We start from the raw sequence: 14548 nt of genomic DNA, 5'->3' as shown, positions 1-14548 counted from the left end.
CTCAGCCCGCCGCCGCCAGCACCGGCACCTGGGCGCCGAGCGCCGCCGAGAACCGGTCGACGACCTGGGCGAGGGCCTCGGCGGCGGCCGGGGCGACGGTGACCGTGCCGTCCTCGCGCACGGTGATGTCCTTGTCGAGGGTGAACCAGCCCTGCACTATGTGCCCGGCGCCCATGGAGTTCAGCACCGGGCGGAGCGCGTAGTCGATGGCGAGGACATGGGCGGTGGTCCCGCCGGTGGCCAGTGGCAGCACGGTCTTGCCGGTGAGCGCGTACTGCGGGAGCAGATCGAGGAGCGCCTTGAGGACACCGGAGTAGGACGCCTTGTAGACGGGGGTGGCGACGACCACGCCGTCCGCGCGGGCGAACAGTTCGGTGGCCGCCACGATCGCCGGGTGCCGGAAGTCCGCGCCGAGCAGCGCCTCGGCGGGGACGGTGCGGATGTCGAGCGGGATCACCTGGTGGCCCTGGGCGGTCAGCCGCCGGTCGAGGTGGCGCAGCAGGCGGTCGGTGCGGGAGGAGGCGGACGGGCTGCCGGAGACGGACAGGACGGTGGCCATGGGTCCTCATTTCGGGCGGAGCGAGGGCGCGCCGGGGCGGTCCGGGCACGGCCGCGCGCCGGGCAGGGCAGCGCGCCGCGGCCGGACGGGGCGGGCGGCGCGGTGCTGCTGACCGTGGTCGCGGTTCTACGGCGGCACGGACCCGGGCGGCGGCGCGGCCGGCGGGGCAGACGCGGTGCGAAGAGACGTGACGCACGCGCGTCACGGGGAAGGCGGCGGACCGGGGAAGTGGTCGACAGCGATCAGGCCGCGAAACGACAACAGGCGCTGGAGACCCGCGCGAGGTCGACATGGCGTCGCCGCGTGAGGTCCAGTCGTGTCGTCATGCGATCGATCGTGACAGCCACCGTCGACCACCGTCAAGGAAAAGCCGGTCGTTCTCGCATCCCGGACCGCATCCCGGACATCCCGCTCCCCATGGCACCCGGCGGGACGGACCGGGCGCAGCCAGGGGCCCGTCCGGCGATTCCCGCCCGTCGCGCGACGCGAATCGCCGGACGGGCCCTCGCGGCCCGGCCGGGTCACTCCTCCTCGGAGCGCTTCACCACCACCAGGAACGCGTCCGACTTGATGTCCATCACCACGGTCGCGGGCTCACCCGCGGCACGCCGCTCGGCCGCGTACTCCTCGGCCGGCCACGAACCACGCGGCGACCCCGCCGGAAATCGCTCCAACACCTTCGCGCCCATAGCGGCAGACACCTCCAGGTCGACCTTCGGATTGCGTACCTCGCGTGTCTTGCGCCTGCCCCCGTTCGGACCCCGTATGTCCTCCTCGCCGAGCATCCGGTGGAACCCGGCCAGGTGAGGTGCTCCCATGGAAGGGGGCACCGACCTGGAGGGCCGAGCACCATGCCGAACGACGACACCGGTCCGGGACCGCGCTGCCTGGTGACCGGCGCCACGGGGTACATCGGGGGCCGGCTGGTCCCGGAACTCCTGGCCGCGGGCCACCGGGTGCGCTGTCTGGCCCGCTCCCCCGGCAAGCTGCGCGACCACCCCTGGGCGGGCGACGCGGAGGTGGTGCGCGGGGACGTCACCGACCCGGACTCCACGGCCGCGGCGCTGCGGGACATCGACGTCGCCTACTACCTGGTGCACGCGCTCGGCGCGGGCGACGCCTTCGAGGACACCGACCGCCGGGCCGCCCGCCTCTTCGGGGAGCGGGCACGGGCCGCCGGGGTGCGGCGCATCGTCTACCTGGGCGGCCTCACCCCGGCCGGGGTGCCCGAGCGGTCCCTGTCGCCGCATCTGCGCTCGCGCGCCGAGGTGGGCCGGATTCTGCTGGACTGCGGGGTGCCGGCCACCGTCCTGCGGGCCGCGGTCATCATCGGCTCCGGCTCGGCCTCGTTCGAGATGCTGCGCTACCTGACCGAGCGGCTGCCGGTGATGGTCACCCCGAGCTGGGTGCACACCCGCATCCAGCCCATCGCGGTCCGGGACGTGCTGCGCACCCTCGTCGGCAGCGCGCGGATGCCGGACGACGTCAGCCGGGCCTTCGACATCGGCGGCCCCGACGTGCTGACGTACCGTCAGATGATGGACCGGTACACGGCCGTCGCCGCGCTGCCGCACCGGTTCGTCGTGCCCGTGCCGATCCTCACCCCGCGCCTGTCCGGCTACTGGGTGGGGCTGGTGACGCCCGTGCCCGCGTCCATCGCCCGGCCGCTCACCGAGTCGCTGCGGCACGAGGTGGTGTGCCGGGAACACGACATCGCGCGGTACGTGCCCGACCCGCCGGGCGGCCTCGTCGGCTTCGACGAGTCGCTCCGGCTCGCCCTCCAGCGGGTCCGGGAGGCGCGGGTGACCACCCGCTGGTCCTCCGCCTCGGTCCCCGGCGCCCCCAGCGACCCGCTGCCCACCGACCCCGACTGGGCGGGCGGCAGCCTCTACACCGACCACCGGACCATGCCGGTCGCCGCCTCGCGGGAACGGCTGTGGCGGGTCATCGAGAGCATCGGCGGGGAGAACGGCTGGTACTCCTTCCCGCTCGCCTGGGCCGTGCGCGGGTGGCTGGACAAGCTGGCCGGCGGGGTGGGCCTGCGGCGGGGGCGCCGGGACTCGACGAGGCTGCGGTCCGGGGACTCGCTGGATTTCTGGCGGGTCGAGGAGATCGAGCCGGGGCGTCTGCTGCGGCTGCGCGCGGAGATGCGGCTGCCGGGACTGGCCTGGCTGGAGATGTACGCCGAGGCGGACGGGGCCGGCCGCACCCGGTACCGCCAGCGGGCCCTGTTCCACCCGCACGGCCTCCTGGGGCACCTGTACTGGTGGGCGGTCTCGCCCTTCCACGCCGTGGTCTTCGGCGGCATGGCCCGCAACATCGCCCGAGCGGCGGCCGGGGACGACCGCCGTCCATGACTACACATAAGGGCTGAATAAGAGCATCATGGACATACGCGGCCCTTACCGCACACCGTATCGGCCGCGGTCGGCCCCGTCACTCGAAGGAGACGACTCATGGCCAACGTCTCGCACACCAGAGGTGACATAACGAGTCACCCCGACGCCCCGGAGATGCGGGCCCGGTACGCCCGTATGCTCGGCGGTCGTGACGTGGCACTCGTAGACGGACCGGTGTTCCTGCTCGGTCTGTACTGCGCCGTGTCCCCGTGGATTCTCCACTTCACGACGAGCCAGCCGTCGCTCGTCGCCCACAACCTGATCATCGGCATCGCGATCGGTCTGCTGGCGCTCGGGTTCACCCGGGCACCGGAGCGCATGTACGGCCTGAGCTGGGCCATGTGCGCGATGGGCGCATGGATGATCATCTCGCCCTGGATCGTGGGCACCCGCCCGGACGCGGGGGTCATCTGGAACAACGTGATCATCGGCGCCCTCGCCCTGGTCCTCGGCGCGTTCTGCGCCGCCACGGCGGTCAAGAACGCCCCCAGGCCGTAGAGGCCGGACCCGGAGGAGGGAACACCGGCGGCGGGCCGGTCCGGATGTCCCGGTCCCGGCCCGCCCGCACGCCCGCGTCCCGCCGCCCGCCGGCCCCGGACTGACCCCGCGCCCAGCGGGCAGACGCGGTATGCGGGGGTCCCGCAGGAGGAGAAGGGGCGGAGATGGAGATCGACGGAATCATCAGCGCCATCGTCATCGGCATCGTCATCGGCGTCCTGGGCCGGCTCGTGGTCCCGGGCCGCCAGCGGATCGGCGTCCTGTGGACGATCCTGGTCGGCATCGTGGCCGCGCTGATCGGCACCGCGATCGCGGGCGCGTTCGACGTGGCCGACACCGACGGTCCGGACTGGATCGAGTGGCTCATCCAGATCGGCCTGGCCGCGGTCGGCGTGGTCGCCCTGGACCGGGCCAAGTCCCGCCGCTGACGGCGGCGGCACCGGCGTGAGGCCGGTCACCGCACGAGACGACGGCACCGCACGCGCGGGCGGGGCGGCCGGGGCACCGGCGCACACGCCGAGTCGTGCCCGTAGGGTGATCTTCCGTCGATCACTCGTGAGGAGGGCCGTGCACGATGGCCGTGAAGGATGCCGAACTGCCGTACCTGCGCCGCTGCGTGGAGCTGGCCGCCCAGGCGCTGGAGGCCGGGGACGAGCCGTTCGGCTCGGTGCTGGTCGGCGCCGACGGCACGGTACTGGCCGAGGACCACAACCACGTGGCGTCCGGTGACCGCACCCAGCACCCCGAGTTCGCGCTCGCCCGCTGGTCCGCCACCCACCTGACGCCGGACGAGCGGGCCGCCGCGACGGTCTACACCTCGGGCGAGCACTGCCCCATGTGCGCCGCCGCGCACGCCTGGGTGGGCCTCGGCCGCATCGTGTACGTCGCCTCCTCGCGGCAGCTCATGACCTGGCTCACCGAACTCGGCGTCCCCGAGCCGCCGGTGCGGACGCTGTCCGTCCAGGAGGTCGCGCCCGGCGTGACGGTGGACGGGCCGGTGCCGGAACTGACGGAGGAGATCCGGGCGCTGCACGTCCGCTTCCACGGCGGCGGCGACCGGGGCTGAGCAGCCGGCTAGGCGCGCGGCCGGGCGTCCGTACGGTCCGTCGTAGAGCCCGTCGCACGGCCTGTCGTACGGCCGTCGCAGCCCTATCGTGCGGCCGTCGCACCGCCTGTCGTGCGTCCTGTCGTGCGGCCTTCTCAGGTGTCGGCGGGCGGTCGGAAGCGTCGGTAGAGGGCCGAGCCGCCGAAGACGAGCGCGGCGCTGCCCGCGATCGCGGCCAGGGCCTGGTCCGCTCCGGTGTGCGCCAGCTCGGACGTGACCTCCCGCGGCGGGGCCTGGTGCGGGGCGTGCCCCGGGGGCGCGGGCTCCTCGGCGGGCCCGGCGGGTTCCGGCGCGGACGGCTCGGGTGCCGTCGGCTTCGGTGCGGTCGGCTTCGGTGCGGTCGGCTTCGGTGCGGTCGGCTTCGGTGCGGTCGGATTCGCGGGGCCGTGCGGTGGTGCGGGGCGGTCCCCCGAGCCCTTGCCCGACTCGTTGCCGGTGGCCGGGTCGCCGATGCCGGTCACGTCGGTCGTGTTGCCGGCCGCGGTGGCGCCATCGGCCGCGAAGGCCGAGTACGCCGGGATCGTCACGGCCATCGCGCCGGAGGCGGTGAGGGCGAGCACACCGTTTCGGGTAGCCCTTCGCATACGGTTCCCTACCTTCCCAACATGGACGCGGGCGCTCGCCCGCACCGATTAAAACGCGGGCGGACCATAGGGGTTATGGCTTATCCGTCTTTCACCCCACCGAGTGGCGGGTACGTCGAACTGGCGGCGAAGGCGCGGATGATAAGCCGTCCTCCGCCCTCCCGCCCTCCCGGAGGCGGGGGTTCCGGGTGCCGCTTATGGTGATCCGAGGGCGCCGTTCTGCGGTCCCCCACGGGGCGCCCGGGAGGCATCGATGCTGGCCAAGCTGTCGACTCGGCCCTCGGTCCGGCGCTGGGCGGTCCCCGGCGCGCTGGGCCTGGCCCTGCTGGGCGCGGGGCTGCCCGCCGCCGGGGCGGACGCGGACACCGGACGCGGACTCGCCCGGTTCTACCACCAGCGGGTCAAGTGGTCGGCGTGCCAGGGCATGGACGTACCCGAGGACCTCCAGTGCGGCAAGGTCACCGTCCCGCTCGACTACGGCCGGCCTGCGGCGGGCTCCCTCGACCTGGCCCTGGCCCGCTACCGGGCGACGGGGAGGTCGAGGGGTTCGGTGCTGCTGAACTTCGGCGGTCCGGGCGGTTCCGGCGTCGACGAACTCTCCGCCGGCGGCAAGGACTTCCTGCACCTGACCAACGGCTACGACGTGGTGACCTTCGATCCGCGCGGTGTCGGCCGGTCCTCGCCGGTGAGCTGCGGCCCCGGTTCGGTGGAGATCATGGAGGCGACCGACGGGGACGAGGGGATGAAGGACCCCCGGCAGGCGCTGCGGCAACTGCGCCGGGCCGCCGCGCAGTGCGCCGAGCACTCCGGGCGGGTCCTGCCCCACATAGGCACCGTGAACGCCGCCCGGGACCTGGATGTGATGCGCGCGGCGCTCGGCGACGGCAAGCTGAACTACCTGGGGTTCTCCTACGGCACCCGGCTCGGCGCGGTGTACGCCGCGCAGTTCCCCCGCCGGGTGGGCCGGCTGGTGCTGGACGGCGTGGACACGCTGACCGAGCCGCTGGCCGAGCAGGGCGCGGCCGGTGCCCGGGGGCAGCAGACCGCGCTGGAGAACTTCCTCGACTGGTGCGTCCAGGACATCGCCTGCCCCTTCGGCCAGGACGCCCGGGAGGCCCGGCGGCGGGTCGTCCGGCTCGTCGGTTCGCTGGACGAGGACCCGGTGCCGTCCGCGTTCGGCGAGCCCTTCACCGGGCAGGACCTGGTCGGCGCCCTCGGCCAGGGGCTCTACAGCCGGCTCATGTGGCCCGCGCTGGAGCGGGCCGTCGCGCAACTGGTGGAGAGCGGCGACAGCGGCGGTCTGCAGGGCTTCGTCTCCGGCGGGGTCGGCTTCCCCGTCCGGCGGGCCGCCGACGGCGGTCTGACCGACGCGGAGGACGTGCCGCTGGACAACCTCCCGGCGGCGCTGATGGCGATCAACTGCGCCGACGACCCCGACCGCCCGAGCGCCGAGCAGGTCACCCGGTCCCTGGGCCGACTGCGCGAGCGGTACGAGGAGGCGTCGCCGGTGTTCGGCCGGTACCGGCTCACCCAGGTGCTGATGTGCTACGGCCGGCCCCGGGGGACCGACTACATCCGCGACGAGGTGAAGGGCGTCGACACCCCGAAGATGCTGCTCGTCGGCACCCGGGGCGACCCGGCGACGCCGTACCGGTGGACGCAGGAGACGGCCGAGCGGCTCGGGCCGTCGGCCGTGGTCCTGGACAACAAGGGCGAGGGGCACACCGGGTACGCGTCCTCGGAGTGCGTGCACCGCAAGGTCGACGACTTCCTGCTCTACGGCTCGCTGCCGCCCTCCGGCTCCTCCTGCGGTGCGGAGCGGGCCCGGGAGGGCGGCGGCTGATCCCGTCAGTCCAGCGCGATCTCGGGCCGGTACAGGTCCAGCCAGAGCGCGAGGTCGAGGGCGCGTTCCAGGCCGCGCCGGCCGGCCTGGGTGCTGACCGGCGTCTCCCGGCCGGCCGCGGTGCGCAGCCGGTCGCGGTCGACGAGGTCGAAGACCGGGTGGCCGGGGCGGGCCAGCAGGTCGCGGGCCTGGTCCTGGAGGGCCGCCGCGTACTTGGGGTCCTGGGTCGACGGGTAGGGGCTCTTGACCCGGTCGTACACGGACCTGGGCAGGACGTCGGCGGTGGCCTCGCGCAGCAGGGTCTTCTCCCGGCCGTCGAAGGACTTCAGCGCCCAGGGCGCGTTGTAGACGTACTCGACGAGCCGGTGGTCGCAGAACGGGACGCGGACCTCCAGGCCGACGGCCATGCTGGCGCGGTCCTTGCGGTCGAGCAGGATGCGGACGAAGCGGGTGAGGTGGAGGTAGGACATCCGCCGCATCCGGTACTCGGCGTCGCTCTCGCCCTCGGGCCGCTCCAGGCCCGCGACGGCGTCGCGGTAGCCGTCGGCGACGTACCCGGGCAGGTCCAGGGCGCGGGTGAGGTCGGGGCGCAGCACGTCGGTGTCCTCGCCGAGGTGGCGGCCCATGGTGACCAGCCAGGGGAAGGCGTCGGCGGTGCGGGCCTCCTCGTCGAAGAACTGGAGGTAGCCGCCGAAGACCTCGTCGGCGGACTCGCCGGACAGGGCGACGGTGGAGTGCTCGCGGACGGCCCGGAAGAGCAGGTAGAGGGAGCTGTCCATGTCGCCGAGGCCGGCGGGCAGGTCGCGGGCCCGGATGACCCTGGCGCGGATCTCGGGGTCGGCGAGGGCCTGGGCGTCCAGCACGATGTCCTGGTGGTCGGTGCCGGCGGTGCGGGCCACGTCGTGCACGAAGGGCGTGTCGGGGGTGCCGCGCAGTTCGTCGGCGACGAAGTTCTCCGTCTGCCCGGCGAAGTCCACGGCGAAGCTGCGCACCTTCTCGCCCCGCTCGGCCAGTTGCCGGGCGGCCAGCGCGGTCATCGCGGAGGAGTCGAGGCCGCCGGAGAGCAGGGTGCAGCGGGGCACGTCGGCGACCAACTGGCGGCGCACGATGTCGTCGAGGAGCGAGCGGACCCGGGCGACGGTGGTGTCGCGGTCGTCGGTGTGCGGCCGGGCCGGCAGCTCCCAGTAGCGGCGCACCCGCAGCCCGGAGCGGTCGACGGTGACGACGGTGCCCGGCTCGACCTCGCGCATGCCGTCCCAGACGGCGTGGCCCGGCGTCTTGATCATGGTGAAGAGTTCGCGCAGCCCGTCGAGCCGGACCCGGCGGCGGGCGAGCGGGTTGGCGAGGATCGCCTTGGGCTCGGAGCCGAAGAGGACGCCGTCGGCGGTCGGGTAGTGGTAGAAGGGCTTGATGCCCATGCGGTCGCGGACCATCACGAGCCGGTCCGCGCGGCCGTCCCAGACGGCGAAGGCGTACATGCCGTTGAGACGTTCGGCGAGCGCGTCGCCCCACTCCAGGTAGCCGCGCAGGACGACCTCGGTGTCGGAGCCGGTGGTGAACCGGTGGCCGCGGCCGGTGAGTTCGCGGCGCAGCTCGGTGAAGTTGTAGGTCTCGCCGGAGTAGACGAGCGCGACCGTGCCCTCGGGGGTGTCGGCGGTCATCGGCTGCCGGCCGCCGGGCAGGTCGATGATGGCGAGCCTGCGGTGGCCGAGCGCGGCGGGGCCCTCGGCCCAGACGCCGCGGTCGTCCGGTCCGCGGCAGGCCATCGTCTCGGTCATCGCATCCAACGCCGCCTTCTCACCGCGCAGATCGCGGTCGAAGGAGACCCAGCCGGTGATTCCGCACATGCCTACCTCCTGCGTGCGGTTCCGCCGGGGCGCCCGTGCCGAGCTGCGCTTTTGCTGGTGCGAGCGACCGACCGGCCGAACAAGTTGCAATAGCCATCTACATCTTGAGCGTGCGCGACGACAGCCCAGAAGGTCAATGCGGCCGTAACCTGGCGGACACAAGGACCCTCACCGTTTCGGCCACTCTTTGCGCTCGCGATACCCACACGGCCCGCCGGAAGCGCTCTCGGGCGCGAGGTTCCGGCCACGGGCAAAAACTCCTCCAACCCCGTCCGGGATATTCGGAATGCCCGATACGTGTATCCGGCCTATCGTGCTGGCATGGAGCACGACCTGAGCCCCGACGCCCTCGCCGACCTCCGGCGCCCCCGCCCCTATCCGGCCGTGTCGGTGCTGACGCCGACCCACCGCCGCGGACCCGCCAGCACCCAGGACCCGGTGCGGCTGCGCAACGCGGTCGCCGAGGCCCGCAGACGGCTCGCGGACGACCCCGCGGTCGCCCGGGACCGGCGCGCCGACGTGCTCGACCAGTTGGACCGGGCCGTCGCCGAGGTCGACCTGACGTACGCGGAGGACGGGCTGGCGATCTTCGCCGCCCCCGGCGAGCACCAAGTGTGGACCCTGGCGCGGACCGTGCCCGAGCGGGTGGTGCTCTCGGACACCTTCCTCACCCGCAATCTGGTCGCCGCGTACACCGCCGAGCAGCCCTTCTGGGTGCTGTCGGTCGCCGCCGACCGCGTCACCCTGTGGAACGGCGGCGCCGGCCGGGTCACCGAGGCGCACACCGGCGGCTTCCCGCTGCTGCGGCCCCCCGTGGACTTCGACCCCGAGCGCCAGGAGCGCGTCGGCGACACGCCGAGCGCCTTCCGGGACGAGGGGACCCGGCAGTTCCTGCGCGAGGCCGACGCGGCGATGGTCCGGGTCCTGCGCGCGGCGCCGCGCCCGCTCTACGTCACCGGGCACAAGGCCGCCCTGTCCCTGCTGCGGCAGGCCGGGGACGCCGCCCGGGGCGCGGTGCACGTGCCGCACGGCGGCCTGGCGCAGGGCACGCCCGAGGCGGTGTGGCAGGCGGTCCAGCCGCTGCTCGCCGCCGAGGCGCGGCGCGCCGCCGACGCGGTGACCGGCGAACTGGAGGCGGCGCGCGGACGCCGGGAGTACGCGGCCGGCGTCGACGAACTCTGGCAGGGCGCCCGAGCGGGCCGGGTCCGGCTGCTGGCCGTCGAGGAGAACTACCGGGTGACGGTGGTGGACGCCGGCGACCACCTGGAACCGGCGGTCAGCGGCGACCTCGACGCCCGCGAGGACATCGTCGACGAGATCGTGGAGCGGTGCCTGGAGACCGGCGCCGAGGTCCGCTTCGTACCGGACGGCACGCTGCGGGACGCCGACGGCATCGCGGGAGTGCTGCGGTACTGACCGGGGCGCCCGGCGGGCCCCTCGACGGCCGGGCGCCCCACGTGCCCCTTGACGGCCGTGGAACGCTGTTCCCGGTGTCCGCGCACGCACGGCGGGCCGGGGAAGGAGCCGACGGAACGTGAGTCAGTTGCTGGGCGTGGCGGTCCTCGGCGCGGGGCACATGGGCGCCGATCACATACGACGGCTGGACCGGGTGGTGAGCGGCGCCAGGGTGATCGCCGTCGCCGACCCCGACGCCGCGCGGGCCGAGGAGGCCGTCGCCGGGCGCGCGGGCGTGACGGTCCGTACCGACGCCGAGGCCGCGCTCGCCGTGCCCGGCGTCGAGGCGGTGCTGATCGCCTCGCCCGGCGAGGCGCACGAGGAGGCGCTGCTCGCCGCGTTCGCGCGGGGGCTGCCGGTGCTGTGCGAGAAGCCGATGGTGCCCGACCCGGCGGGCGCGCTGCGGGTGGTGGAGGCCGAGGCGGGGCTGGGCCGGCGGCTGACCCAGGTCGGGTTCATGCGGCGCTACGACACCGAGTACGGGCGGCTGAAGTCGTTGCTGGACGGCGGGCGCCTGGGCCGGCCGCTGCTGCTGCACTGCACCCACCGCAACGTCTCCTCTCCCCCGCACTTCACCTCCGCGATGCTGATCGACAGCTCCGTGTCGCACGAGATCGACGCGGCCCGCTGGCTGCTCGGGCACGAGATCGAGGCGGTGACCGTGCACCGGCCGCGGCCGTCCGCCGGCGCGCCCGCGGGCCTGGCCGACCCGCAGTTCGTGGTCTTCGAGACCGACCGGGGCGCCCTGGTCGACGTGGAGGTCTTCGTCAACTGCGGCTTCGGCTACCAGGTCCGCTGCGAGGCCGTCTGCGAGGCGGGCAGCGCCCGGATCGGCGAGGACCACACCATGGTCGTGACGGCGGCGGGCGGCGCCCGCGAGGAGGTGCCGGGGGACTACCTGCTGCGGTTCGCGGACGCCTACGACCGCGAGGTGCGGGCGTGGGTCGAGGCCGCCCGCGGCGGCCGGGTCACCGGACCGAGCGCCTGGGACGGCTACGCGGCCTCCGCGGTCGCCGAGGCGGGGGTGCGCGCCCTGGAGTCCGGCGCCCGCACGGCGGTCGACCTGGCCCCGCGTCCGGCGCTGTACTCCGAGCCGCACTAGAACATCTGCACGATGAACACACGACCCGTTCCGGGACATATGTTCGCCTCAGCCAACTCCCGCATCCTTCCGTTGACTCGTGACCTCGCGAGACATCCTTCGGGGACTGTGGCATATGCCGGAGGCACCGCCCGATCGGGTGTTGCCGAATCGCTTACAGGGCCTCGCGGGCTGTGCCACAGTCATAGCGGTCCTCCCGTCCGCCGCGGTCCCGTCCCGGTCCAACCGTCTGCACACCGGAGCGCGTCATGCCGTCCCCCCTCTCCGCGGACCACCCCGCCGTGCCGCCGTCCGGCCGCCGCGCGGTCGAGTCTCTGATCACGCAGGCGCGGCGGCTCAAGGGGGATGTGGACGCCGTACGACGGGGCACCCCGCGCGACGCGGCGGGCCCGCACGGACGCTGGCAGCGCGCCCTGTACGACCTGGCGTTGCATCAACTGGACGACCTGGACGGGCACCTCGCGCAGTTACGGGAGGGTCCGCCGCCGGGTGCCGGGTGCGCGCGCCCGTCCGGACCGCTGCTCAGCCGGGTCGGCAGCGCCGAGTGGAACCTGCTGACGGACGCCGCCGACTGGTCCGAGGAGCTGTACCGGATTCTCGGCCGCGATCCCGGCGCCCCGCCGCTCACCCTCGACGAACTCCCCTCCCTGGTGCTGGACGAGGACCGGCCGAAGCTGACCGCGATGGTCACCGGCTGTCTCGTCGACGCTCGGCCGATCGACGACGAGTTCCGCGTCGTCCACCCCGACGGCACCGTACGCACGGTGCACATGATGGGCGAACCCGTGCTCGACGCCGACGGCAGCACCGCCTCGATGTGGGCGGTCCTGCGCGATGTCAGCGAACTGCGCCGCAGCCAGCGGGCGGTGGCCGCGACCCGGGAGGCGATCCGCGCCCGCCCCCGGGCGACCGGGCCGGAGCCGACGCCGCTCCCCCGTACGGCCGGCCTGGACCTGGCCGCCGCCCGCTTCCCCGGCCCGGCCTTCCCCGACCGCCCCGGCACGGTCTGGTACGACGCCTGCGAGACCGCCCGCGGCGAGGTCCTCCTCGGCGCCGGGTCCCGCCCCGGCGGACCGCCGGAGACCGCGCTGCTCATCGGCACCCTGCGCGGCCTGGCCATGGCGGGCACCCGGCCCGGGGCGATGCTCGGCCGGCTCGCCCTCGCCGACACCGTGTGCTGCACCTACCGGGCCGGCACCCGCGCCCTGGCCTGGGCGCACACCGGACACCCCGCCCCGCTGCTGTTCCGCGACGGGACGGGGCGCCGGCTCGGCACCCGGACACGCGACGCCCAGGCACTCGACACCCGGACACTCGACGCCCAGGCACTCGACACCCAGGCACTCGACACCCAGGCACTCGACACCCAGGCACTCGACACCCGGGCCGAGGAGACCCTCCGGCCCGGCGATCTGCTGCTGCTGCACACCGGCGCACCGGCCGCCACGCACCGGCTCCTCGCCCTGGCCCCGCACCTGGCCGGGGCGCGCTCGGCGCAGGAGGCAGTGCGGATGGTGACGCGGGAGTGCGCCGGGCTCGGGGACGACACCTGTGTGCTGGCCGCCCGGGTGCTGCCGTGATCGAGGCGGGCCGGGCGCTACGCCTGGGCACTGCCGGCGGACTTCCCCCTTCCCTTCGGCAGCGCCAGCTCGATCTCCTCCCGCAGCTCCTGGATCTTCGGACAGCCCGCGTACCGCGTGGTCAGCCGGTACATCTGGCGCAGCCGGTCCCAGGTGCGGTGGGAGGAGTTCGAGCCCATCGACCTCAGGGCCAGCCGCGCGTACCGGTCCGCCTGTTCGGGATCGTCGGCGATGAAGCAGGCCGAGGCCATGGAGAGATGGTCGAAGATCTTCGACCGTTCCCGGGCGTCGGTCCGCAGGTCCAGTGCCTTGCCGGCGTAGTACTGGGCGTGCGTCGCCGCGCCCGGGTCGAACTCGGCCAGCGTGCGGTAGGCGAGGGCCGTCATGCCGTACAGGTCCTCGTCGGTGAAGAGCTGCATCCAGTCCGGCGGTTCCGTGTCGTCGCGGTCGGAGACGAACAGGTCCTCGGCCTGTCCGAGGGTGCGGCGCATGGCCTGGCCCTTGCCCATGGCGGCCAGGGCCCATGCCTCGATGGTGTGGAACATCGCCTGGGTGCGCGGCAGCAGTCGGTCGCCCGCGCCTGAGGTGGCCAGCTTCATCAGGTCCAGCGCGTCGTCGGGCCGCCCGAGGTGCACCATCTGCCGGGCCGCCCGGGAGAGCGCCTCGCCGGCCCGGGGCCGGTCACCGCCCTCGCGGGCGGCGTGGGCGGCGATGAGGAAGTACTTCTGGGCCGTGGGTTCCAAACCCACGTCGTGGGACATCCAGCCCGCGAGGACCGCGAGGTTGGCGGCGACGCCCCACAGGCGCTGCTGGATATGGGGAGGGTGGCGGTAGGCGAGCATGCCGCCCACCTCGTTGAGCTGGCCCACCACGGCCTTGCGCTGGAGCCCGCCGCCGCGGGCGGCGTCCCAGGCGCGGAACACCCCGACCGAGCGCTCCAGTGCCTCGATCTCCTGCCACCCGATGGGGGCGGCCTCGTAGCGGTCGAACCCGGCCGGGTCGGCGACGCGCAGGGGATCGTGGAGGTCGGGAGCGTCGGCGGCCAGCACCGGGTCGGTGTGCAGCCAGTCATGCATGGCGTTGCTGAGGGCGGAGCCCGCGGCGAGCGCGGCGCCCGCGCCCACCAAGCCGCGTCGGTTGAGCATAAGGTCCATTCCCGTGAATTCGGTGAGGACCTCGGCGGTCCGCTCGGGCGCCCACGGCACGCCGTCGGGATGTTCCTGACTCCCGTCGCGTGTCTTCTTCCCCGGGCGCCCGTGCCGGACCAGACCGAGGTCCTCCATGGTCACGACACGGCCGAGACGCTCGGTGAACAGGGCCGCCAGCACCCGCGGCACCGGATCGCGCGGGATCTCTCCCATGTCGATCCACCGCCGCACCCGGGAGGTGTCGGTCGACAGTTGGGGATGGCCCATGGCCGCCGCCTGCCGGTTGACCAGCCTCGCGAGTTCGCCCTTGGACCAGTTGGCCAAACCGAACAGGTCCGCGAGCCGGGTGTTGGGTCGTCCGCTCACGTCAAGCCCCCAGGTTCTCGGCTGAGTTGACAGTAGTCCCGCCGGGCATGCCGAGCGACTAT

14 protein-coding genes are annotated in these 14548 nt (G+C 74.0%); 8 read left to right on the top strand and 6 right to left on the bottom strand.

What is annotated here, in order from left to right:
* Position 1 precedes the first annotated feature (1 nt).
* The 3 genes from ssuE to ACFY32_RS16010 all read right to left on the bottom strand — a co-directional run bounded on the left by ssuE (position 2) and on the right by ACFY32_RS16010 (position 1377).
* On the bottom strand, positions 2-559 hold the full coding sequence (gene ssuE, locus ACFY32_RS16020; RefSeq protein ID WP_359199190.1) for an NADPH-dependent FMN reductase: 558 nt from the start codon (positions 557-559) through the stop codon (positions 2-4).
* A 242-nt stretch (positions 560-801) separates the two neighbouring features.
* Positions 802-885, bottom strand: a complete 84-nt coding sequence (locus ACFY32_RS16015) for a putative leader peptide (protein WP_359199393.1) — start codon at positions 883-885, stop codon at positions 802-804.
* 195 nt (positions 886-1080) lie between these two features.
* Positions 1081-1377 carry a hypothetical protein gene (locus ACFY32_RS16010; RefSeq protein WP_359199414.1) on the bottom strand — a complete coding sequence of 99 codons (297 nt, stop codon included), beginning with the start codon at positions 1375-1377 and terminating at the stop codon, positions 1081-1083.
* A 33-nt stretch (positions 1378-1410) separates the two neighbouring features.
* Here ACFY32_RS16010 and ACFY32_RS16005 point away from each other — a divergent pair, with 33 nt between their 5' ends.
* The 4 genes from ACFY32_RS16005 to ACFY32_RS15990 all read left to right on the top strand — a co-directional run bounded on the left by ACFY32_RS16005 (position 1411) and on the right by ACFY32_RS15990 (position 4522).
* Complete coding sequence (locus tag ACFY32_RS16005; RefSeq protein WP_359199193.1) at positions 1411-2916, top strand: SDR family oxidoreductase; 1506 nt, start codon at positions 1411-1413, stop codon at positions 2914-2916.
* Between the two features lie 99 nt (positions 2917-3015).
* Positions 3016-3456 (top strand): SPW repeat protein, encoded by a 441-nt coding sequence (locus tag ACFY32_RS16000; protein WP_359199196.1) that lies wholly within the window; start codon positions 3016-3018, stop codon positions 3454-3456.
* Between the two features lie 164 nt (positions 3457-3620).
* Positions 3621-3884, top strand: coding sequence for a GlsB/YeaQ/YmgE family stress response membrane protein (locus tag ACFY32_RS15995; RefSeq protein WP_359199199.1), 264 nt, complete (start codon positions 3621-3623; stop codon positions 3882-3884).
* Between the two features lie 146 nt (positions 3885-4030).
* Positions 4031-4522, top strand: a complete 492-nt coding sequence (locus ACFY32_RS15990; RefSeq protein ID WP_359199202.1) for a nucleoside deaminase — start codon at positions 4031-4033, stop codon at positions 4520-4522.
* Between the two features lie 134 nt (positions 4523-4656).
* On the opposite strand, the gene ACFY32_RS15985 is transcribed toward ACFY32_RS15990, so the two are convergent.
* Positions 4657-5121 (bottom strand): hypothetical protein, encoded by a 465-nt coding sequence (locus ACFY32_RS15985; RefSeq protein WP_390674480.1) that lies wholly within the window; start codon positions 5119-5121, stop codon positions 4657-4659.
* 277 nt (positions 5122-5398) lie between these two features.
* On the opposite strand from ACFY32_RS15985, the gene ACFY32_RS15980 reads away from it, so the two are divergent.
* The gene (locus tag ACFY32_RS15980; RefSeq protein ID WP_359199208.1) at positions 5399-6988 is read left to right on the top strand and encodes an alpha/beta hydrolase; all 1590 of its coding nucleotides are present in this window, start codon (positions 5399-5401) and stop codon (positions 6986-6988) included.
* A gap of 5 nt (positions 6989-6993) precedes the next feature.
* On the opposite strand, the gene asnB is transcribed toward ACFY32_RS15980, so the two are convergent.
* Entirely contained in the window at positions 6994-8835 is a 1842-nt protein-coding gene (asnB, locus tag ACFY32_RS15975) for an asparagine synthase (glutamine-hydrolyzing) (RefSeq protein ID WP_359199211.1), read from the bottom strand.
* 321 nt (positions 8836-9156) lie between these two features.
* Between asnB and ACFY32_RS15970 the strand changes: the two genes are divergently transcribed.
* The 3 genes from ACFY32_RS15970 to ACFY32_RS15960 all read left to right on the top strand — a co-directional run bounded on the left by ACFY32_RS15970 (position 9157) and on the right by ACFY32_RS15960 (position 12972).
* Positions 9157-10251, top strand: a complete 1095-nt coding sequence (locus tag ACFY32_RS15970; RefSeq protein WP_359199214.1) for a chemotaxis protein — start codon at positions 9157-9159, stop codon at positions 10249-10251.
* Positions 10252-10369: 118 nt separating this feature from the next.
* Complete coding sequence (locus tag ACFY32_RS15965) at positions 10370-11392, top strand: Gfo/Idh/MocA family oxidoreductase (RefSeq protein ID WP_359199217.1); 1023 nt, start codon at positions 10370-10372, stop codon at positions 11390-11392.
* 248 nt (positions 11393-11640) lie between these two features.
* Positions 11641-12972: a PAS domain-containing protein gene (locus tag ACFY32_RS15960; RefSeq protein WP_390674479.1), complete on the top strand. Its 1332-nt coding sequence runs from the start codon at positions 11641-11643 to the stop codon at positions 12970-12972.
* 17 nt (positions 12973-12989) lie between these two features.
* Here the strand turns inward: ACFY32_RS15960 and ACFY32_RS15955 are convergent, their stop codons facing one another.
* A complete protein-coding gene (locus tag ACFY32_RS15955; RefSeq protein ID WP_359199223.1) occupies positions 12990-14486 on the bottom strand; it encodes a hypothetical protein in 1497 nt (498 codons plus the stop codon).
* Positions 14487-14548: the final 62 nt, after the last annotated feature.

This window comes from Streptomyces sp. NPDC000134 (assembly GCF_042899225.1).
In the GTDB taxonomy this organism is placed as follows: Bacteria; Actinomycetota; Actinomycetes; order Streptomycetales; family Streptomycetaceae; genus Streptomyces.
This window is presented reverse-complemented; position numbering and strand designations above follow the sequence as displayed.